We start from the raw sequence: 20668 nt of genomic DNA, 5'->3' as shown, positions 1-20668 counted from the left end.
TTATTGTTGACATCTAAATTATCGTCTTTTATACTGATTAACAATAATAAGCTATATAAAGGTTAAACGGGAGACATCATGAGAGGGGTACTTCAGATGAATGAAGTAATGCTTGCTTTTTTACTAACATTGTTTGCTGGATTAGCCACTGGTGTAGGAAGTTTAATTGCCTTTTTCGCAAAAACAACGAATACCAAATTTCTTTCCTTTGCATTAGGTTTATCAGCAGGGGTTATGATTTATGTGTCGATGGTTGAAATTTTCTTTAAAGCAAAAGATTCTTTAACGATGGCACTTGATGAAACGAGTGGCTATTGGTTAACTGTAATTGGATTTTTTGCTGGAATGCTTTTAATTGGACTGATTGATCGATTTATTCCTAAATATTCGAATCCTCATGAAGTTAAAAAAGTAGAAGATATGGAAAAATCAACATCTCCAGTAAATGACCCGGATCTAATGAAAATGGGGATTTTTACGGCATTGGCTCTCGCAATTCATAATTTCCCAGAAGGAATTGCAACCTTTATTTCGGCCTTAAACGACCCGAGTATTGGTATTGCCATTGCTGTTGCCGTTGCTATTCATAATATCCCGGAAGGCATTGCGGTATCTGTTCCAATTTATTACGCTACAAATGATAAGAAAAAAGCCTTTAAACTATCTTTCCTGTCCGGTTTAGCAGAGCCAGTAGGGGCTTTAGTTGCTTTCTTAATCCTCATGCCGTTTTTAAGTGATGTATTGTTTGGAATCATATTTTCCATGGTCGCAGGTATCATGGTATTCATTTCTTTAGATGAATTATTACCTGCCGCTAAAAAATATGATGAAGCCCATTTGTCTATTTATGGAGTGATATTTGGAATGGCAATTATGGCAGTTAGTTTAATACTACTTGCCTAATCAATTGGAATTACAGTAATAATTTGTTAAAATAAGGATTACCTGAGCTGTAGGAGGATACACCTTATGCCAAAAGGACAAGGAAAAACAATCGCACAAAATAAAAAAGCAAATCATGATTATGCAATTGAGGAAACGTTCGAAGCGGGAATCGTATTAAAAGGTACAGAAATTAAATCAATCCGTAATGGTCGGGTAAATTTAAAAGACTCCCATGCAAGAATAGATCGTAATGGAGAAGTCCAATTAATAAACATGCATATTTCTGAATATGAACAAGGGAATCGTTACAACCATGATCCTACGAGGTCAAGAAAATTACTTTTGCATCGAAAACAAATTGATAGATTAATCGGTTTGATTCAACAACAAGGTTATGCGCTTGTTCCATTGAAGTTATATATAAAAAATGGTTATGCAAAAATTCTTCTCGGACTTGGAAAAGGGAAGAAAAAATATGATAAGCGCGAAGATTTGAAGAAGAAACAAATGAAGAGAGATATAGATCGAGCACTCAAAGATATGAACCGGTAGGGATGTAATTTCTACCAGTCCTTGATTTCTTCTCTTAATTTGTTATAATAAAGATACAAGTTAATAGCGAATGCTCATTTATCCTTGAGCGTTTCTCATTAAAGTATGTATTCAAATTATTTTTGAATAACATCATTTATATGGGGACGTTACGGATTCGACAGGGGTAGGTCGAGCTTTGGTCGCGCGTCGAGGTTACGACTCGTAAAACGTTATCGCCTAATAATAACTGGCAAATCTTATAATCAACCTGCTTTAGCAGCTGCGTAAGTAGCCTAAAGCGATCCTTCCTACCATCGCCCGTGTGGTAGCCTTGAAGGGTCTCAAATGAAGCGGGCTTTTGCTTCAATCCGCAGTCTGAGGATTGTTGCAGAAACTAATCAGACTAGCCATCTGGAAGCCTGTTGGTAGGCTGAAGGAATGGCGAAAGATAATATACCAACTACACGCGTAGAAGCCTAAGTGGCGATGCCCTTGGACGTGGGTTCGATTAGTAATTTAGTCGCCTTTTGTGGTAACACAAAAGTGAAAATTCGGCTTTATCGGTGAAACCTAAGTTGCTTATAAATATAGCAATAAGGCAATACCGAGTGGTATGTGGAGTAATCCAACAGCCATCTATCGACTTATAGGCTGCCTATCAGGTAGTACTAGGATACGGAATCCTACCATTATGGTAAATTTATATTTCGTATAAAACGCCGAAGGACCTTCAAATAGGTTCAAGATATAGTCAGTGCCATGACGAAAGCATGGAAGAGCATGTCCCACCGTCTCCACCAATACATAAGTTGGTGGTTTTTTTGCTAACTATAACTTAAAAAAGTTTTCTTCAAATAACAACTTATTTTTTAGAGCTTCATCGCTATACTTCCCATTTCTCGGGGTTACATGGTTGTAATCAAAAATATGTGAATTTCCTGTAATCAGAATTGCTCCCCATTTCTACAACACGAAAGATGAAATAAAATATGCAATAGATGAACTTGCTAACATAGTTGTCGGAAATTAATATAGTTTGATCATAAAGATCGTATATTGTAAATTAAAAATGGGTACCTATTGACATAAAAGGTCCGAGGGTAAAGTATAAAATCAATGTACACAATCATTGATTTCGTGGTATAATTAACATAGAAAATCTCTAAGTGCATACAATAATAAGGACCGCCCATGCTGGTACATGGAGCGGTCGCAATAGACCGAACCCCGTCAAGAGGGGTAGGTAGCTAGAGAGATAATCCCTCACATACCTGCTAGAGTGCATGAGGGGTTATTTTTTATGGTTTTTATCAGAAACGATAAACGCCACCAACATCCCGAAGGATATCATAAGCGTTAGCGCACTAACAATGTCCATAGGCAAGCACCTCCCTCCCGAGAAGTCTCTCAATGAAGACAAAACGGCAGATCGACAGTGCTACCAAAAACCCCTCATGCGAAGCCAGTCTATGTTTTATTATAGCATATTATTATCGCTTTTACTGTTAAGGAAAAGTTTGTTCAAAAAGTAGAAAAATAAGGATATGAATTTTTCCTTTTAAAAGTAATTAAAATAATGAGGCACATATATCAACTAGTATGTACCTTGCGATTAAGAAACTCTAATAACTTTAATGTTCCATTTATTACAATCGATTTAAAATAACTGCGCCCCCATATAAACAGCCATAACCCAGATAATGATGGCAGAAAATTGATTCATCCGTTTTAACAGTTTTCCGTCTTTATCGATTTGACCGATTTTTTCCCCAGTAAGGGCTAAAGCTAGAAACCACATCCAAGAAATGAGAATACAGGCTATTGTAAAAATCCACTTCTCATGCCCCGTATAGACCAACGAGCTTGTCCCAATGACGCCTATTGTGTCCAAAATAGCATGAGGATTTAACAAGGATACAGAAGCGGCAAATATAATTTGTCGCTTTGCGGAGAAAGGATTAGATTCTTGGTGGTTCTTTACTTCGGGTGTTTCTCTCCACATTAGCCATCCCATGTACAGTAAGAAAATAAATCCTATCAAAAACATGACTGTTCTTAACCACTCGAAACTTAGAATAATAATAGATACACCAGCAACAGCTAAAGAAATTAGTAACGTATCACAAACTCCGGCCGTAATAACAGCAGGCAATGCGCTAGTAAATCTTTTATGTGTTGCACCTTGATTAAATATAAAAACATTTTGTACCCCTAAAGGTAGTATTAATCCGAAAGCAAGCGCCATTCCGTGAATAAAGGCTTCCATCTTTTACCCTCCAATCTAATATAGAATAAATGATTGGCATCAATATGTCTCCAACCAATTGGATGGTGTATGTGTCAAGTTTTTCTCGGTGTGTCTTTCACGCCAATATTTCCGGCACTCTATTTTTGTACACTTTTTCGGCTACCGCGCGACCCTTGTCGCTTGCTGTCCCCAATTTTTAGGTAACGTTCTAAAAACCAAGAACCTTACCTAAAAATCAGGGTGTTATCTAAAACTTTTTATTAACTGTCCAATAGCTGATGAATGAGCTGTATTTAGGCTTATTTTACCTTGTTTTGCTCCAATTGACGGCTGGGTTTCCTGGCGTAGAAATTCAGTCATACGAACCACTTTTTTCACGTCTCGTTGTTTTCTTACACTTCGCCTTTGGTCTCTCAAATAGACGGATCGTAATGTTTTATTTAGAATCCCTTGTTTGATCTTCACCATTGCCTCACTACCTTCTAAACTCCAATGCATTCCACGCTTTTTCATTCGGAATGAAATATGTCGTTGGTTGGATTCCATTGCACCCATGCCCCTTGCCTCTTTTGGTGGATTCTCAACTTTTTCTCTCCAATCAAAAATTCGATCCCAATTACCGCCAATATATCTACGAAAATCCTCGGCCTTTTCTAACTGCTTATCCGTTTCTAAAGTGCTCTCCAATGTATCCATCCAACGTATGAAATCATCCAGTTCGTGTTCTTTGATTGCCTTTTGTACACCTTCTTTAAACTCGCTCTTTTTAACTCCAAAAGTTCGATTCAGTGCTTTAGAAATGTGAAAGGAATCCAATTGATTTAAAACAGGATAACTAGACTGTGAGAAAGCCTCTTGAAAACGTTCTGCCGTATAACCGGGACCACCATCACTATTGGTGACAACTTGTGTATTTTCTAAGGAATAATGACTAGCTGTAAACGCCTGGACTTCTTTCCAAAAATCATTTGTTGGTTTGGTTGTCATAATAACTTGTGGATTCTTTAGGGATACGCGCTTTCCATTTTTAATCCAACCTTCATGGATCACTGCATGATGTACTTCATGACTTGTTTTTTCCTTAGTCCCACGCACAAATACACCATCTGCCTCGGCAAATAAAAATTCCAATTCTTTCCCCTTTGGTAAATAGGCAGCTTCCTCTAATTCAGCTAACAATTCTTCATCAGCTTGCGCTTGTGCTTTTCCTACACGCTTCACCATACTTCCCACTGTCGTATGACTAAGATTCACGGCAGTCCATTCACTTAATATGCGTGCAGTTTCTCGGTACGTACTCTCACTAGCCAACTCCGCCACTTTTACTTCAACTAAAGGACTATGTCGCTGATATTTTCTAAATCCAACCCACTCATCAAAAGGATAATGCGCTTTCCCATTGATATCGTGCATTAATGTATGCGTAAAACGAACTGCCCCAAAGATAAACTGAATTGTCTTTTCATCTTCTCGTTCAACCGTCCAACCCTTACTTTGCATTCTTCTTTTTATCGTTTGATTAAGTTGTGTAAATACGCTCCCCATCAGTTTAGTAAGGAGATCATATACATAAATTTGAACATGTTCCTCAAAGTCAATTAAATCATTTGTATCCTTTAATAATTCGCTGATTTTTGATATAATTGTATTCATGAAAAGGCCTCTTTCAAATGTATTTGCCGGTCAGCATACATTTATGATAGAGCGCCTTTTCTTTTTTTTCTAGAATTTTGTTTCAAATCCCCGAGAACTATTTTACACATAGTTGGATGGTAATGTAACCAACCATTTGATACACTTATAGAAAAAAGATGGAGTAGGGATATGTCTAAAATAGAATGGAAACCGCAAAAATCTTCAACATTACCTTTACATTTGCAAATCACCAATTATATGAAAAAGAAAATTTTGAATGGGGAGTGGACAATCGGCACGAAAATACCGTCACAGAGGATTTTGGCCGAACAATTTCAAGTAAATCGAAGTACCATTGTAACTGCACTTGAGGAGTTGGTCGCAGATGGATTGATTGAATCGAAAGTGGGGAGTGGTACAAGGGTAGTAAATAATACTTGGAGTCTCCTTGCATCAACACCACCCCCCGATTGGACTAGTTATGTTCGTTCAGGTATTTATGAGCCTAATATAAGCACGATTCAAAAAATTAACGAGTCGGAAGCAAATTCTAATATCATCCGTTTAGGTACTGGGGAACTTTCCCCTGATTTACTACCTAATGAACAAATGAAGAAGTTTTTACAAATGGAGGTGGGCGATACTCTATCTCTAGGCTATGAAGAGCCAAAAGGAAGTTTCGAACTGCGAGAAACTATTAGCCACTATTTAAAAAAGAAAGGCATTGAAGCTGCACCTGCTTCCATATTAATTGTCTCAGGGGCATTACAGGCACTACAATTAATCTCAATCGGTTTATTAAAACGCTGTTCAGTTATCTTTCACGAAACACCTTCATACCTCAACTCAGTTCATGTGTTTCAATCAGCTGGTATGAATTTATTTGGTATTCCTATGGATAAAGAAGGGATAGTGCATGAATCTATTAGTCGTTTACAACGTCAGCACAATGCAGCATTACTTTATTCGATTCCATCATTCCATAATCCAACAGGCACTTTAATGACAGAAAAAAGAAGGCAACAATTATTAGAGGTTTGCAGAAAAGAAGCACTTCCGATTATAGAAGACGATGTTTATGGTGAATTATGGTTGGATACACCACCTCCAAAACCAATGAAGGCAAACGATGAACAAGGGAATGTGCTGTACATTGGTAGTGTTTCCAAATCGTTAAGTCCGGGGCTTAGAATTGGATGGATTGTTGGTCCAGAACCGGTTATTGATCGTCTCGCCGATATAAAAATGCAAACAGATTATGGGTCAAGTTCCATATCGCAATTTATTGTAAATAAGTGGATGAAAAATGGTTTGTATGGGGAGTATTTAAATCAAGTGCGTGTAGAATTAAAACGTAGAAGGGACTTTATGATCGAAATTTTAAATACATATTTCTCTGATATTGCAACATGGAATATTCCAAAGGGAGGATTTTATTTATGGCTTCAATTACAACCAGGGATATCCACGCGAAAATTATTTGAAACAGCTCTTAAGGACGGCATATTATTAAATCCGGGAAGCGTCTATGATAAGAATAATCAAGAACATTTACGTTTATCGTATTCCTATGCATCATTAGCAGAACTTGAAAAAGGGCTTATAAGGTTATCTGAACTTATTAAAGAACATAGATAGATTTTAAATTTTTCTTTCAAACTATTTTAGGGGGAGATTAAATTGAATTTGACCGAACATTCACTAAAGAGGATGTTGAAATATTTACAAAAGTGTTCATGGAGAAGGGGATGGGTGGGAAATTGACTGACCGTAAAGTCTGATAAGTACGACTAACCAACAGTGGAGGATGAGGGAAAAACCCTACTGATGGCTAGTCTTTTTTATTTGAGTTTAGGTAGAATTAGTTGTCTTTCCAATCAAACATTTTCGACATCCCCTTGCCTTTATTTATTACAGCTACAATATACGGAAAGTCATAAACAGGTGAAATATCTAGATATATGCAGGATTTCTATGATATGCACTCTATAAAGTTTATACAATAAAAATTATACAAATTTATCGTACTTTATGGACTTGTATGACTATTTCCTTTATTCCGTTATTACCTTATACTTACAAGAAAGATTAAACGGATCACATATGGAGGTGCTAGGAAATTGTTAGAGTTTCATAATGTAACAAAGCGATATAATAACGGAAAGTTTGCTGTAAATAATTTGAATTTAAAGATAAAGAAAGGTGAATTTATTTGTTTTATTGGTCCAAGTGGGTGTGGTAAAACAACAACGATGAAAATGGTTAACCGACTAATTGACATTACAGATGGATCCATTTTAGTTGATGGGAAAGATATTAAGGATCAAGATCCGGTAGCATTGCGCAGGTCCATTGGGTATGTGATCCAGCAAATTGGATTGATGCCGCATATGACAATCAAAGAAAATATTGTGTTAGTTGGTACTTTATTAAAATGGACAAAAGAGAAAAAAGAGGAACGGGCACGTGAGTTATTAAAGTTAGTAGATTTGCCAGAAGAATATCTAGATAAATATCCACATGAATTAAGTGGTGGACAACAACAGCGGATTGGTGTATTACGTGCGCTTGCTGCAAACCCTCCATTGATATTGATGGATGAACCATTCGGTGCACTTGACCCGATTACGAGAGATTCCCTCCAAGAAGAGTTCAAAAAGTTACAAAGGGAATTAAATAAAACAATTGTTTTCGTTACACATGATATGGATGAGGCAATTAAGCTTGCTGATCGAATTGTGATCATGAGGGAAGGAGAAATTGTTCAGATTGATACACCAGATGAAATTCTTAGAAACCCAGCGAATGAATTTGTAGAGGAATTCTTGGGTAAGGAACGGTTGATTCAAGGTCGACCTGATGTCACAACAGTAGGACAGATTATGAATAGTACCCCGGTTACAGTACAAACTGGCACAACGTTAAAATCTGCTATTTCTACGATGCGAGATAAACGGGTTGATTCTCTACTTATCACAGATTCAGACAATGTATTAAAAGGATATCTTGATATTGAAGCAATTAATCTTAATTATAAAAAGGCTAATCAGGTCGAGGAAGTAATGGAGACCAAACTTTATTCTGTATTTCAAGATAGTTTGTTAAGTGATACCGTTCGCAAAATACTCAGACATGGAGCTCAATATGTTCCTGTTGTAGATGATCAGCATCGTCTAGTCGGAATTGTTACACGTGCGACGCTTGCAACGCTTGTTTATGACACAATTTGGGGCGACGGAACGGAATTGGAAGAAATCATATCAGTAGCAGAATAAGGAGGCAGAGATCGTTATGATGGATTTTTTTGCTGTACATGGTAATGAATTAATAATAAAAACATGGGAACACTTGTATATTTCTGTTGCGGCCATCTTGCTAGGTGTGGTAGTTGCTATTCCCCTCGGGATTCTCCTTTCAAGGGTGCCAAACTTCGCTGATAAGTTTATCTCTTTTATTGGTATTCTACAAACTATTCCAAGTCTTGCAATCCTAGCATTTTTTATCCCATTTTTAGGTGTTGGAAAAATTCCTGCTATTTTGGCACTATTTTTCTATTCGCTATTACCAATCTTACGAAACACTTACATTGGGGTTCGAGATGTGGATAAAAGTGTGATAGAAGCAGGTAAGGGCATGGGGATGAGTAATTTGCAATCGATAATAAAAGTTGAATTTCCAATGTCCTTACCGGTAATTATGGCGGGTGTTCGCTTATCGACTGTATATTTGATTGGTTGGGCGACATTGGCAGCATTCATCGGTGGTGGTGGTCTTGGTGATTTTATATTTGATGGATTGAACTTATATCAGCCTTCATTGATTATTGCGGGAACAGTACCAGCAACCGTCCTAGCCTTGATTTCTGATCGTTTCCTAGCCATTATAGAAAAAAGATTGACACCGGAAGGGTTAAAGAAATCTTATGAAGCCGCATAATGTTGGAGGTGAAAAGTTGTGCTGAAAAAGATGCTATATAGAGGATGTTTTATTTTACTTTTAGTAGTGATGCTTGCTGGTTGTTCCTTGCCAGGTCTTGCAAGTACATCAAAAGATACGTTAAAAATAGGGGCTCTTGGTACATCTGAATCACAAATTTTAGCTGAAATGCTATCTATCTTGATTGAACGGGAAACAGATGCTACTACTGATCTTGTTACACATCTAGGATCATCCATCGTACAACACCAGGGTATGTTAAGAGGTGACCTTGATATAACAAGTACACGTTATACAGGAACAGATCTGTCGGGATCACTGGGAATGGACCCGATTACAGATCCTGAAAAGGCGTTGAATATCGTATCTCATGAATTTAAAGATCGTTTCAATCAAACATGGGCAAGTCCATATGGTTTTGAGAACAGTTACTCCGTTGCCGTTACAACAGATTTTGCTGAGGAAAACAACATCGAAACAATCTCAGATTTAGAAGCCTATGCAGGTGAGCTGCGATTTGGAGTGGATAATGCCTGGATCAACCGTAAAGGGGATGGATATGAAGGATTTCAAGAAACCTATTTTTCATTTGGTGAAGTTTACCCAATGAATATTGGTTTAGTATATGAGGCGGCCGCTAATGATCATATGGATGTTGTACTAGCTTATTCATCAGATGGAAGAATTAAAGAATTTGATTTGAAAGTTTTAGAGGACGATAAACGCTTCTTCCCACCATATGATGCATCACCTGTTATTGCTGGAAAGGTTTTAGAACAATATCCAGAGATATTGGATATTACAGAACGCCTTCATGAGCAAATCTCAACGGAAACGATGCAGGAATTAAATTATAATGCGGATGTTAAATTAATGAGTCCAAGGAAAGTTGCAATGGATTTTCTAGAAACCCATAATTTCTTTGAGGATACAGATAAGGGGGAGAAGTAATATGGAAACGTTGGAACAGTTCATATACTATGTCACCCAAAATGGTGGATATATTTGGGTTCAATTTTATAGACATTTCCTAATGGCAGCGTATGGGGTTTTGTTTGCAGCAATTATTTCTATTCCTTTAGGTATCCTTATTGCAAAATATGGGAAATTGAGTAGCTGGGTCTTGGCGCTTGGAAGTATCATTCAGACTATTCCTGCTTTAGGTGCTATGGCTGTCATTATGATTGTACTAGGTCTCGGCACAAATACGGTAATTGTAACATTAATGCTTTATTCCATCCTACCGATTGTGCAAAACACCTATGTAGGGATGAAGGATGTTGATAAAACAGTTATTGAAGCTGGCTTTGCCTCTGGAATGACGAGGTTCCAGCTTTTAAGAATGGTGGAGCTTCCACTTGCTATTAGTGTAATTATGGCTGGTTTACGTACGGCACTAGTTATAGGTATTGGGATTGTTGCAATTGGAGCTTTTGTCGGGGCTGGAGGATTAGGGGCAGTAATCTTAACGGGAACGAATGCATCAGGTGGAACAGCAATTATTCTAGCTGGTGCTATACCGACAGCGTTGATGGCCATTATTGCTGATCTAATTATGGGATGGATCGAAAGGAAACTCCAACCTATTAAGTCCTCCAAATCTAGTGCAGCATGATAGGTTTATAGGGTAATAGTTACGTAAAAGCGAAAGTATAGATAGAGGTGACTACTATGGGGGAAATTGGGATTAAACTTGAAAAAAATGTTCTTTGTACATTATCAGATGGAACCATCCTTCGTTCCGATGTGTATCGTCCGGATGATGGAGAACGCTATCCGGTGCTGATGTTGCGCTTACCTTATAACAAAGAAAAGCCACGTTATTATAATGAGTACTTAGAAGTGCCTCGGATGGTTCAAGCTGGATATATCGTCATTCTTCAAGATGTACGTGGAAGGTTTGCATCAGAAGGTAATTTTTATCCATTTATCCATGAGGGCGGTAGAATGGGCGGCAAAACTTCCCTATTCGAGCGGCAAAGTTGGACTTTTTGGGATGTCTTATCACGGCTATACTCAGTTAGCTGCAGCAGTGGAAAAGCCACCTTCCTTAAAGGCGATTGCACCGGTTATGACGGGGGCAAACCTGATGGGGAATTTTCTAGGAAAAGAGGGGGAAGCCTTCGCATCAGCTAATCTACAAACTTGGGAATTAGGGTCGATGATGGAGGACCAGCTAAAACGTAAGGGGAACTTCGACGAGAGTAAATTCTACTATTATTTAGAGGATATAGCAGAATGGTTATCTTATGCTCCAAGTAATGAATGGGAGCCAATCCAAGATCTTGACCCAGATTCTTATTACTTTGATTTTATAAAGGGGAATTTATCTCCAGAACTCAAAGATGGTACAGATCTAACTGAAAAACTAAAGCATATAGATATTCCGGCATTGTTTATCGGTGGGTGGTTTGATGCATTATTGGATTCTACATTGGAAACCTATCAAGCTTATAAAGGACCATGGATGTTATGGATTGGACCGTGGACACATGAAGAAATGACAGGTCGATGTGGGGACAAGTTTTTTAACGCTGGTGCCGAAAATATCGGGACTGATAACATAAAAGATCCAACAGAAATTCATATTAAGTGGTTTGATTACTGGCTAAAAGATAAACCAATGCCCATAAAAAAGCCTGTTCATCTATATATGATGGGGCGAGAGAGTTGGGAAGCTTTTGATGAGTGGCCAATAAAACAGGATGTGAAGTTAAGTGAAGTATACCTTCAAAGTAACGGCATGTCACAAAACACGTCATGGAGATGGGAGGTTAAACATACAGCCTTCCCCAACACAAACGAAAAGTTCCTTAAAACTAGATCCGAGCAATCCAGTACCGACTCGTGGCGGAGGAGTATTGATTGCAGGACATGAGTCAGGAATGTTTGATGTTAGTGATATTCAGGATCGTGATGATGTCCTCGTATATACAAGTATGGAACTTGATACGGAATTACGACTATTGGGTTCGATTAAAGCAGAAATTTGGGTTTCCTCTCCAACATGTCTATTTGATATTTCTTTGAGACTATCAGATGTGGACGAATTAGGTCGTGCGTATAATATTGTTGATACGTTTCACAGGGAAAAGGTTGAAAATGTGAATCAGCCATTTTGTTTGGAAACCGAAATAGGTTCTACATCTTATACCCTGAAAAAAGGCCATCGTCTGAGGTTAGATATAGCAGCAAGTAATGCACCACTTTATGATATCAATTTAAATAACGGAACGACAACAAAAACACATACGGAGGGAAAAGCTGCGGTTGAATACATTTATCATGGAGGAGAAAAGGCATCGAAATTAATAATACCACTAGAGAAATAAGTGAAAATGAAACGAATAACCCTTTGTAAATTAATTATTTCTCCTAGTACTATTTAAAGGTTGGATTAATTTTATCCCACCTCAAGCTTCTGGGGAAATAAAGAAGGTAGGTGGGAGTCAACCGCCCGTAAAGGTCCGATAAGTGTGAGATGAAGGAAAACCCGCACTGATGGAAGTCTTCTTTATGTGCAGCATGCCGAAAGGGGAAGTACTATGAAAATTCATGATGAACGAATTGAAGATGTCAGAACTCAATTTATTGAAAAAATAACGGATAATATGAATGCTTTTGGTGTCTCGACAAGTGTTGGACGTGTTCTCGGAATTATTTATATGAACCAGAAACCGATGACCCTAGACGAGTTATCAGAAGAGACCGGAATGAGCAAAACCCGAATGAGTCAGGTTGTCCGGGAAATGATAGATTTAGATATTGCGGAGCGTGTATTTAAAAAAGGTATTCGAAAAGATTTATTTCAAGTAGAAGAAGATTATTACCAAACATTTATTTCTCTTTTTACCTCTACTTGGCATAAAGCTATTAAACGTAGCCGTACCTTTGAACAAAGGCTTTTAAAGACATTGGATGAATTACAGAATGTATCTGGACTTACTGAGGAGGATGAAGAGGCTATTAATGAACTTTTTCATGAAATGAGGGATTGGATGGACTACTATGACTGGATTCGTCGAGTAACTGAGTTTTTTGAAAGCGGTGAAATATTCGAACACGTACCGAAGAAAAAGAATGGGAGGAATTAAGCAATGAATAAAAAAGTAATTTTATCATGCGCATTAACAGGAGCTGGTGACACAACGGCAAAAAGTCCACATGTACCCGTAACTCCAAAAGAAATTGCAGATTCAGCCATTAAAGCTGCTAAGGCAGGGGCTACAATTGCACATATCCATGTTCGTGATCCAAAAACTGGCAAGCTAAGCCATGATGTCAGCCTGTTTCAGGAAGTCGTAGAACGTATTCGTGAGTCAGAGACCGACGTAATTATAAATCTTACTTCTGGTGGGGGTGGAGACTGGATACCAAGTGAAGATGCCCCAACTACAGGTGGAGAAGGAACCGATATTCAAACTCCTGAAGAACGCCACGAACCTATTGAAAAACTTCTACCAGAAATGTGCACCCTTGATTGTGGTAGCTTAAACTTTGGCAATATGTTATACGTAAGCCCGACTGACTGGTTAAGAAGACAGGCGAAACTTGTTAAAAATATTGGGGTGAAACCAGAATTAGAATGTTTTGATACAGGTCATATTCGTTTCGCGAACCAATTAGTGGAGGAAGGTTTAATTGAAGGAGATCCACTATTTCAGTTTTGCCTTGGTATCCCATGGGGAGCAGCAGCGGATGCAGAAACGCTGTCTTACATGAAGAGTCGTATTCCGGATAACGCGAAATGGGCAGCTTTTGGAATTGGTAGAATGCAAATGCCAATAGCGATGGAATCCCTACTTCAAGGTGGAAATATCCGTGTAGGCCTTGAAGATAACTTGTATTTAGAAAAAGGAAAACTTGCTACAAACGAGCAACTTGTTGATAAAGCTGTCGGTATGGTACAAGCTTTAGGTTCCGATATTATGACGCCGACCGAAGCGCGAGAGCATCTAAATTTACGTAACCCATATGGAAAGGAAGGCTAGTATGACGAAAGAAACTTCAATTAAAAATATCACAGTTGTCGGAACGGGTGTAATTGGCAATGGGTGGATAACACGCTTTTTAGCAAATGACTACACCGTTACTGCATATGATCCAGATCCCAACACAGAAGAAAAGACCCGTAAAGCTGTGGAACGTGCATGGCCTTGGATGAAAAAAATGGGATTAGCTGTGGGTGCTCCAGAAGATCATTTATTTTTTGAAACTGATTTAGAAAAGTCATTAAAGGAAGCGGACTTTGTTCAGGAAAATGTCCCGGAGCGAGAGGAATTAAAAAGAAAGGTTATAGCTGATATTGATCGATATACCAAAGAAGAAACCATTATTGCTTCAAGCACATCGGGAATATTACCAAGTAGCTTACAGGCGGATTGCAAGAATCATCCAGAACGTGTTATGGTTGCCCATCCATTTAATCCGGTATATCTGATGCCGCTTGTGGAATTAGTTGGCGGGGATAAAACCGACAAATTTTATATTGAAAAGGCAAAAATGTTTTATGACAACATAATGATGAAACCATTAGTGATTCGTCAGGAAATTGAAGGTCATATTGCTGACCGCTTAATGGAAGCAATTTGGCGTGAAGCACTTCATATTGTTAACGATGGTGCTGCAAGTACAGAAGAAGTGGATGCATCCATTATATATGGGCCAGGACTCAGATGGGCGCTAATGGGACCATTCATGACTCTACATATGGGTGGAGGGAAAGAAGGGATGCGTCACCTGCTGGAACAATTCGGACCTGCATTGAAATTACCATGGACCAAACTGGAAGCACCAGAACTAACGGAAGAACTAGCTGAAAAAGTAATTACTGGTTGTGAAGCACAAACGGATGGTGTGGAAATGGAAAGACTAGAAGACCGCCGTGATCAGTTTTTAATTGAATTACAACAGTTATTGGAAAAATACTGGCCAGGGGAAAATATGTCCGGAAGCTACGAGTCATTTAACTAGTTTTTAGAAGGGAAGATAGAACTTGAACGAATCCAAATTGATTATTCAGGATAAAGTACCAGAGACTTGGATTGACTACAACGGACACATGAATGATGCAGAATATGTACGTGCATTTAGTTGGGCTGTCGATGCCTTTATGAACTTCATTGGTATAACGGAAGATTACCGGAATAAGAGTCAATATACGATGTACACGATGGAAACTCATGTTTGTTATTTAAATGAAATGAAACTTGACGAACCATTTGAGATCCGTATGTACGTTATCGATTATGATGTTAAACGTACTCATCTATTTTTTGAATTGTACGGAGAACATGGTAAACGAGCCGCAACAAGAGAACAAATGCTAATGGGGATTGATCAGTCAACAGGGAAAGCATCACCGTTCCCAGAGGAAATTTATTCACAAGTAAAAGAACTCGCAGCAAAGCATACTCCTATGAAGAAACCGAAAGAAGTGGGACGTGTAATAGGTATCAGAAAAAAGAAATAAAAGTGTAATGGAATGGTTTCCCATCATAGAAAATGGGGAACCATTTTATTTTTAGGTAACGATGTGGTAGCCGTACTAATAAGAGTTGGTTTAGTTATATTTGCAGAGAAAATCACAACTGTTCATGCATATATTTGTATACCTGACATAATGTTGCCTTAGGGAAACTATTTGTTGACAATAAAAGACTTTGTCATTTACACTAGTTATTATAAAAGTGATTTTTAATGAACCATTTTAGTTTTTATTGAATAGAGTATGATCAAATGTTGCCCTAGGGAAAAAGTTGTTTGTGAGGTAAATATTATCTAGTAATAGTATTAAATGGAAGAGGAAGGTGAAAAAGATGGGAAAAGCGCTCACGGTAGACCATCTACATGTTTCGTATTATGGAAAGGAAGTTATAAAAGATGTTTCCTTTTCAATTGATACAGGAAAATTAGTAGGAATAATAGGTCCAAATGGCGCAGGTAAATCAACCATTATGAAAGCTACACTTGGCCTAATTCCTAAAGATAAGGGAAATGTGAGGGTATTAGGGAAGCCTTTAAAAGCTATACGAAAAAAAATTGCTTATGTTCCCCAACGTAATAATTTGGACTGGGATTTTCCTATTAATGTTATAGACACGGTTCTTCTAGGAACATACCCACATCTTGGTCTTATGCGCAGACCTAATGCAAAGCAAAAAGATTGGGCATTCCAATGTTTAAAAGAAGTCGGAATGGAGGATTACAGTAAACAGCAAATTGGAGAACTGTCAGGAGGACAACAGCAACGAGTGTTTCTTGCTAGGGCACTTGCGCAAAAAGCGGAATTATTTTTCTTGGATGAGCCTTTTGTTGGGATTGATGTATCTAGTGAAACCACCATTATCCAAATTCTAAAGAAACTTCGTGACAAAGGAAAAACAGTATTAGTTGTTCACCATGATTTAACGAAAGTGGAGGATTACTTTGATGAGCTAATTTTGTTAAATAAGGAATTAGTGGATTTCGGCCCCGTTCAAGAAGTATTTAAACCAGAAAAGATTACTCGGGCATATCGTGCAAACCTTTCTATATTGGAAAATGTTGGGGTGAAAATGTAATGGAATTTATACAAGACCTTATGAATTACGGCTTTCTACAAAAAGCGTTGTTTACCTCAATAATGGTTGGAATAATATGTGGGGTTATTGGTTGCTTCATCATTCTCAGAGGTATGGCCCTGATGGGGGACGCTATTTCCCATGCTATTCTACCAGGTGTCGCTATATCTTTCATGTTAGGGATTAATTATTTTTATGGTGCAGTGGTTATTGGTTTATTAACTGCTGTCGGTATTGGTTATATAAGTCAAAATAGCCGTATTAAAAGTGATTCTTCGATTGGTATTGTTTTTTCATCCTTTTTTGCACTAGGGGTAATACTGATTACAAAAGCTTCGACAGCCATAGATTTAACCCAAATATTGTTTGGTAATGTTTTATCTGTTCAATCGTCTGATATGTGGTTAACACTGATCATTGGTACTATTGTTTTACTTATTGTTATTTTATTTTATAAAGAATTTCTTATTACAACGTTTGATCCAACGATGGCTCAAGCCTACGGGTTACCAGTTCGATTAATTCATTACATCATTATGATCTTATTAACCTTAGTAACCGTAGCTTCCTTGCAAACAGTAGGAGTTATATTAGTAGTTGCAATGCTTATTACACCTGCATCTACAGCGTATTTATTGACAAACCGTTTATCAACGATGATATTCCTATCAGCTTTTTTTGGAGCTTTATCAGCTGTCATTGGTTTGTACTTTAGTTCAGAATATAATTTATCGTCGGGTGCAGTCATTGTCCTTGCTACAACATTTATTTTTATTTTAGCTTTTATTTTCTCGCCAAAACAAGGAATCTTATGGCGTGCGATAAGGGAAAAGAGAAACAAAGCTTCTATTTAAAAAGAGAAGGAGTAATAAAAGATGAGAAGGTTAGTTCGATTAATGTTAAGCTTAGCCGCTATATCCTTACTATTAGCTGCTTGTGGAAATAAGGATGTTACTGCGAATGATAACAATGACGATGTTTTAAAAGTTGTAACTAGTTTTACGTTGTTAGAGGATATTGTACATCAAATTGGTGGGGAGCATGTAGAGATTCATAATCTCGTTCCAATTGGTACAGATCCACATGAATATGAGCCACTTCCAGAAGATATTAAGAAGGCTACAGATGCAGATATATTATTTTATAATGGTTTAAATCTAGAAGGTGGAGAGCATGGCTGGTTTTTTAAAATGATGAACACTGTTGGACAAAAAGACGAAAATATCTTTGAATTAACGAAAGGTGTAGAACCCAAGTATTTAAATGGAAAAGGGGAAGCAGAACATGAAATGAACCCTCACGCTTTTCTAGATCCAAATGTTGGTATGATTATAGTGGAAAACGCACATGATGCATTAGTGAAAGCAGACCCAGAGAATAAAGAGGAATATGATAAGAATGCTAAGGCATATATAGAAAAATTAAAAGAAATTGATGAAGAATATAAAAATAAAATTGCCGATATTCCAGAAGAAAATCGAATTCTAGTAACAAGTGAACGTGCATTTCAATATATGGCAGACAGATATGGGCTAGAAGAAGGTTATATCTGGGAGATTGATACGGAGGAAAACGGATCTCCAGAGCAAATAAAATCTCTTGTTAATTTCCTAAAAGAGCGCGACGTTCCTACATTATTCTTAGAATCGAATGTGGATTCTAGACCGATGGAAACCGTGTCCGAAGAAAGTGGAGTAGAAATCTATAAAGACAAAATCTTTTCAGATGAAATAGGAAAAAAAGGGGAAGCCGGAGACACGTATATTAAGTTTTTAGAATATAATATTGATAAAATTTACAATGGTTTAAAAGGTGATTAGTCTCTCCAAGTTGAGCATAAATTCCTTATTATGGAATTTATGCCTTTTTACTATTTACCTGGATCGTAACGTACTTTTTGAAAAGACAAGAATTCCTACCAATACAAAAGCAATGACTAATAATACACTAATCATTCCGATTACACCGTTCCAACCGTAATTGCTCCAGAAGATCCCCCCCAATGTACCAAATAAGCTAGAACCACCATAGTAGAATAATAAATATAGAGAAGAAGCTTGTGCCTTATGGGCTGTTGCTTTCTGCCCAACCCAAGCACTTGCGATGGAATGACTGCCAAAAAAACCAAAGGTAAATATAGCGATTGCTACAATTTTTAACCACAAACCTTCATATAATGTACCGATTGCACCTATTGTCATAATCAAAATGCCGAGTGGCAATACTTTGGCTTTTCCGTGCCGATCAGCTTGATTACCCATAAAGGTTGAGCTGAATGTACCTACTAAATAGACAAAAAAGATGGAGCCTACCGCAGCATGACTTAAATGATATGGTTCGCCGATTAATAAATAGGTAATGTAGTTATATAGAGTGACAAAGCTCCCCATAAGTAAGAAAGATAATCCGTAAAGACAAAGTAAAGCTGGATTTTTAAAATGGTAGCCTAATTCAGGGATTAAGTTTTTTAATGTGCCATGCTCTTTTACGAAATGTCGTTCTTCGGGTAAATGCCTCCAAAACCATATGCTAATAAATAATGCGATACCTCCAATGATGAAGAGGGCGATTTCCCAAGAGAACCAATCCGTGAGGGCACTAGTAACAATTCTTCCGGAAAGCCCCCCAACTGTATTTCCACTAATATAGATTCCCATAACCGTACCTAATTCCTTCGGGTGGAATTCCTCAGATATATAAGTCATGGCAATACTTGGAAAACCAGCCAAAACAGCACCTAATAATGCTCGACTAAGTAGTAATAGAGAAAAATTTGGTGTTATAGCCGTCAAAATGGAAAGAATAGAAGCTACCAAAAGTGCAATCGACATAATCTGTTTGCGCCCAATGGAATTAGACAAGCTCGGAGTAAAAAGCATTACAATGGCTAAGACTCCTGTAGAAAAAGAAAGCGATAAACTAGCATTTGTAGGTGATACACCAAACTCGCTTGAAAATATTGGAATTAAAGGTTGGGCACTGTAAAGTAAGCTAAATGTTACGAAACTTCCAGAGAATAAAGCGAACAGTGCTTTACGGTAGGATGCAGTCCCTTTTTGGATATAAGACATAATAGACACCTTGTTTCTATAAAAGAATGTTTAAATTTAGTATAACATTAAATGCTAGATGCGATTTTCTGAAAAAAATAATACAAAGTACATTTTGGATTCTGAAGCATAGAATAGGATGACATGAATTCAATTGGGGGAGTGTTTCAGATGTATTATTATCCTTATATTTATCCAAATCCGTTTTACGTTAATCCACATGGGTACTATCATGTGAGACAGCCAGTAAATATGCCACTGCCTTATGGAAACATGTATGATTATTCGTTTAACCCAAACATTAAAATAGAAGATAGGATAATTAAAGATCATGGGAAACAGCCATTTTCTTTAGATATTGAGGATGCTACGAAAGAAAATGATACATTTCGAACAGCAATTTGGACAGGGGAGCATTTACAAGTAACCTTGATGAGTATACCCGTAGGAGAAGATATTGGATTGGAAAATCACCAAACAACAGACCAATTTTTACGCTTGGAAGACGGGAAAGGCATCGTTCAAATGGGGAAACAAAAAGATCGCTTGGATTATAATGTTAAAGTTTCTGACGATGACGCAATCATGGTTCCGGCTGGTTTTTGGCATAATATCGTGAATACTGGTAACAAGCCATTGAAATTATATTCTATCTATGCACCACCTGAACATCCATTCGGGACTGTTCACCAGACAAAAGAAGAGGCTATGCATGAGGAACATGCTTAGATTGGTAAAATCCTGCCGTGTATATTGGCGGGATTTTTTAAATGAGTATGAAACTTTTAAATAAGTTCGTTCGTATAATAATGGAGGGG

The 20668-nt window shown here is 37.6% G+C and carries 18 protein-coding genes, 1 other RNA gene and 2 pseudogenes; 18 read left to right on the top strand and 3 right to left on the bottom strand.

Translation table 11 applies throughout. From position 1 onward, the window contains the following. Nucleotides 1-96: 96 nt before the first annotated feature. The 3 genes from zupT (at nt 97) to ssrA (ending at nt 1930) form a co-directional block, all read left to right on the top strand. Nucleotides 97-903: a zinc transporter ZupT gene (zupT, locus tag MHI02_RS14340; protein WP_047184689.1), complete on the top strand. Its 807-nt coding sequence runs from the start codon at nt 97-99 to the stop codon at nt 901-903. Between the two features lie 66 nt (nt 904-969). After that, entirely contained in the window at nt 970-1437 is a 468-nt protein-coding gene (gene smpB, locus MHI02_RS14335; RefSeq protein ID WP_047184688.1) for an SsrA-binding protein SmpB, read from the top strand. A gap of 150 nt (nt 1438-1587) precedes the next feature. Then, nucleotides 1588-1930: a transfer-messenger RNA gene (gene ssrA, locus MHI02_RS14330) on the top strand. Nucleotides 1931-3076: 1146 nt separating this feature from the next. Here the strand turns inward: ssrA and MHI02_RS14325 are convergent. Continuing rightward, the gene (locus MHI02_RS14325) at nt 3077-3685 is read right to left on the bottom strand and encodes a LysE family transporter (protein WP_204797627.1); all 609 of its coding nucleotides are present in this window, start codon (nt 3683-3685) and stop codon (nt 3077-3079) included. A gap of 225 nt (nt 3686-3910) precedes the next feature. Further along, a complete protein-coding gene (locus MHI02_RS14320; RefSeq protein WP_047183902.1) occupies nt 3911-5320 on the bottom strand; it encodes an ISLre2 family transposase in 1410 nt (469 codons plus the stop codon). A gap of 171 nt (nt 5321-5491) precedes the next feature. On the opposite strand from MHI02_RS14320, the gene pdxR reads away from it, so the two are divergent. The 14 genes and pseudogenes from pdxR (at nt 5492) to MHI02_RS14245 (ending at nt 18620) form a co-directional block, all read left to right on the top strand. Further along, the gene (pdxR, locus tag MHI02_RS14315; protein ID WP_341166000.1) at nt 5492-6940 is read left to right on the top strand and encodes a MocR-like pyridoxine biosynthesis transcription factor PdxR; all 1449 of its coding nucleotides are present in this window, start codon (nt 5492-5494) and stop codon (nt 6938-6940) included. A gap of 482 nt (nt 6941-7422) precedes the next feature. After that, nucleotides 7423-8577: a betaine/proline/choline family ABC transporter ATP-binding protein gene (locus MHI02_RS14310; RefSeq protein WP_047184685.1), complete on the top strand. Its 1155-nt coding sequence runs from the start codon at nt 7423-7425 to the stop codon at nt 8575-8577. 16 nt (nt 8578-8593) lie between these two features. Then, complete coding sequence (locus MHI02_RS14305; RefSeq protein WP_047184684.1) at nt 8594-9238, top strand: ABC transporter permease; 645 nt, start codon at nt 8594-8596, stop codon at nt 9236-9238. A 30-nt stretch (nt 9239-9268) separates the two neighbouring features. After that, nucleotides 9269-10189, top strand: a complete 921-nt coding sequence (locus tag MHI02_RS14300; RefSeq protein ID WP_341166115.1) for an osmoprotectant ABC transporter substrate-binding protein — start codon at nt 9269-9271, stop codon at nt 10187-10189. Between the two features lies 1 nt (nt 10190). Continuing rightward, complete coding sequence (locus tag MHI02_RS14295; RefSeq protein WP_341165999.1) at nt 10191-10853, top strand: ABC transporter permease; 663 nt, start codon at nt 10191-10193, stop codon at nt 10851-10853. A 56-nt stretch (nt 10854-10909) separates the two neighbouring features. Beyond that, nucleotides 10910-11116 (top strand): annotated as a pseudogene (locus MHI02_RS14290) (CocE/NonD family hydrolase); the annotation flags it as partial. 7 nt (nt 11117-11123) lie between these two features. Beyond that, a pseudogene (locus MHI02_RS14285) lies at nt 11124-12570 on the top strand (CocE/NonD family hydrolase). 213 nt (nt 12571-12783) lie between these two features. Beyond that, on the top strand, nt 12784-13332 hold the full coding sequence (locus tag MHI02_RS14275) for a GbsR/MarR family transcriptional regulator (protein ID WP_047184681.1): 549 nt from the start codon (nt 12784-12786) through the stop codon (nt 13330-13332). 3 nt (nt 13333-13335) lie between these two features. Beyond that, on the top strand, nt 13336-14229 hold the full coding sequence (locus MHI02_RS14270) for a BKACE family enzyme (RefSeq protein WP_047184680.1): 894 nt from the start codon (nt 13336-13338) through the stop codon (nt 14227-14229). A 1-nt stretch (nt 14230) separates the two neighbouring features. Next, nucleotides 14231-15211, top strand: coding sequence for a 3-hydroxyacyl-CoA dehydrogenase NAD-binding domain-containing protein (locus MHI02_RS14265; protein WP_047184679.1), 981 nt, complete (start codon nt 14231-14233; stop codon nt 15209-15211). A gap of 22 nt (nt 15212-15233) precedes the next feature. Continuing rightward, nucleotides 15234-15710, top strand: coding sequence for a thioesterase family protein (locus MHI02_RS14260; RefSeq protein ID WP_341165997.1), 477 nt, complete (start codon nt 15234-15236; stop codon nt 15708-15710). Nucleotides 15711-16056: 346 nt separating this feature from the next. Continuing rightward, nucleotides 16057-16800, top strand: a complete 744-nt coding sequence (locus MHI02_RS14255) for a metal ABC transporter ATP-binding protein (RefSeq protein WP_204797624.1) — start codon at nt 16057-16059, stop codon at nt 16798-16800. Next, nucleotides 16800-17654, top strand: coding sequence for a metal ABC transporter permease (locus tag MHI02_RS14250; RefSeq protein WP_047184671.1), 855 nt, complete (start codon nt 16800-16802; stop codon nt 17652-17654). The genes MHI02_RS14255 and MHI02_RS14250 overlap by 1 nt, the downstream gene beginning before the upstream one ends. Nucleotides 17655-17675: 21 nt before the next feature. Continuing rightward, entirely contained in the window at nt 17676-18620 is a 945-nt protein-coding gene (locus MHI02_RS14245; RefSeq protein ID WP_047184670.1) for a metal ABC transporter substrate-binding protein, read from the top strand. Between the two features lie 54 nt (nt 18621-18674). Here the strand turns inward: MHI02_RS14245 and MHI02_RS14240 are convergent, their stop codons facing one another. Then, complete coding sequence (locus MHI02_RS14240; protein WP_145523495.1) at nt 18675-19871, bottom strand: MFS transporter; 1197 nt, start codon at nt 19869-19871, stop codon at nt 18675-18677. A gap of 150 nt (nt 19872-20021) precedes the next feature. Here MHI02_RS14240 and MHI02_RS14235 point away from each other — a divergent pair, with 150 nt between their 5' ends. Then, a complete protein-coding gene (locus MHI02_RS14235; protein ID WP_060667554.1) occupies nt 20022-20579 on the top strand; it encodes a cupin domain-containing protein in 558 nt (185 codons plus the stop codon). Nucleotides 20580-20668 lie beyond the last annotated feature (89 nt).

This window comes from Oceanobacillus sp. FSL K6-0118 (assembly GCF_038006665.1).
In the GTDB taxonomy this organism is placed as follows: Bacteria; Bacillota; Bacilli; order Bacillales; family Amphibacillaceae; genus Oceanobacillus; species Oceanobacillus caeni.
Note: the sequence above shows the minus strand (reverse complement) of the source record. Positions and strands in the feature narration are given on the sequence as shown.

Bases quoted from the DNA above. Each gene is read 5' to 3' on its own strand.
- zupT (WP_047184689.1), top strand. From the start codon at position 97: ATGAATGAAGTAATGCTTGCTTTTTTACTAACATTGTTTGCTGGATTA.
- smpB (WP_047184688.1), top strand. From the start codon at position 970: ATGCCAAAAGGACAAGGAAAAACAATCGCACAAAATAAAAAAGCAAAT.
- MHI02_RS14325 (WP_204797627.1), bottom strand. From the start codon at position 3,685: ATGGAAGCCTTTATTCACGGAATGGCGCTTGCTTTCGGATTAATACTA.
- MHI02_RS14320 (WP_047183902.1), bottom strand. From the start codon at position 5,320: ATGAATACAATTATATCAAAAATCAGCGAATTATTAAAGGATACAAAT.
- pdxR (WP_341166000.1), top strand. From the start codon at position 5,492: ATGTCTAAAATAGAATGGAAACCGCAAAAATCTTCAACATTACCTTTA.
- MHI02_RS14305 (WP_047184684.1), top strand. From the start codon at position 8,594: ATGATGGATTTTTTTGCTGTACATGGTAATGAATTAATAATAAAAACA.
- MHI02_RS14300 (WP_341166115.1), top strand. From the start codon at position 9,269: ATGCTATATAGAGGATGTTTTATTTTACTTTTAGTAGTGATGCTTGCT.
- MHI02_RS14295 (WP_341165999.1), top strand. From the start codon at position 10,191: ATGGAAACGTTGGAACAGTTCATATACTATGTCACCCAAAATGGTGGA.
- MHI02_RS14275 (WP_047184681.1), top strand. From the start codon at position 12,784: ATGAAAATTCATGATGAACGAATTGAAGATGTCAGAACTCAATTTATT.
- MHI02_RS14270 (WP_047184680.1), top strand. From the start codon at position 13,336: ATGAATAAAAAAGTAATTTTATCATGCGCATTAACAGGAGCTGGTGAC.
- MHI02_RS14265 (WP_047184679.1), top strand. From the start codon at position 14,231: ATGACGAAAGAAACTTCAATTAAAAATATCACAGTTGTCGGAACGGGT.
- MHI02_RS14255 (WP_204797624.1), top strand. From the start codon at position 16,057: ATGGGAAAAGCGCTCACGGTAGACCATCTACATGTTTCGTATTATGGA.
- MHI02_RS14250 (WP_047184671.1), top strand. From the start codon at position 16,800: ATGGAATTTATACAAGACCTTATGAATTACGGCTTTCTACAAAAAGCG.
- MHI02_RS14245 (WP_047184670.1), top strand. From the start codon at position 17,676: ATGAGAAGGTTAGTTCGATTAATGTTAAGCTTAGCCGCTATATCCTTA.
- MHI02_RS14240 (WP_145523495.1), bottom strand. From the start codon at position 19,871: ATGTCTTATATCCAAAAAGGGACTGCATCCTACCGTAAAGCACTGTTC.
- MHI02_RS14235 (WP_060667554.1), top strand. From the start codon at position 20,022: ATGTATTATTATCCTTATATTTATCCAAATCCGTTTTACGTTAATCCA.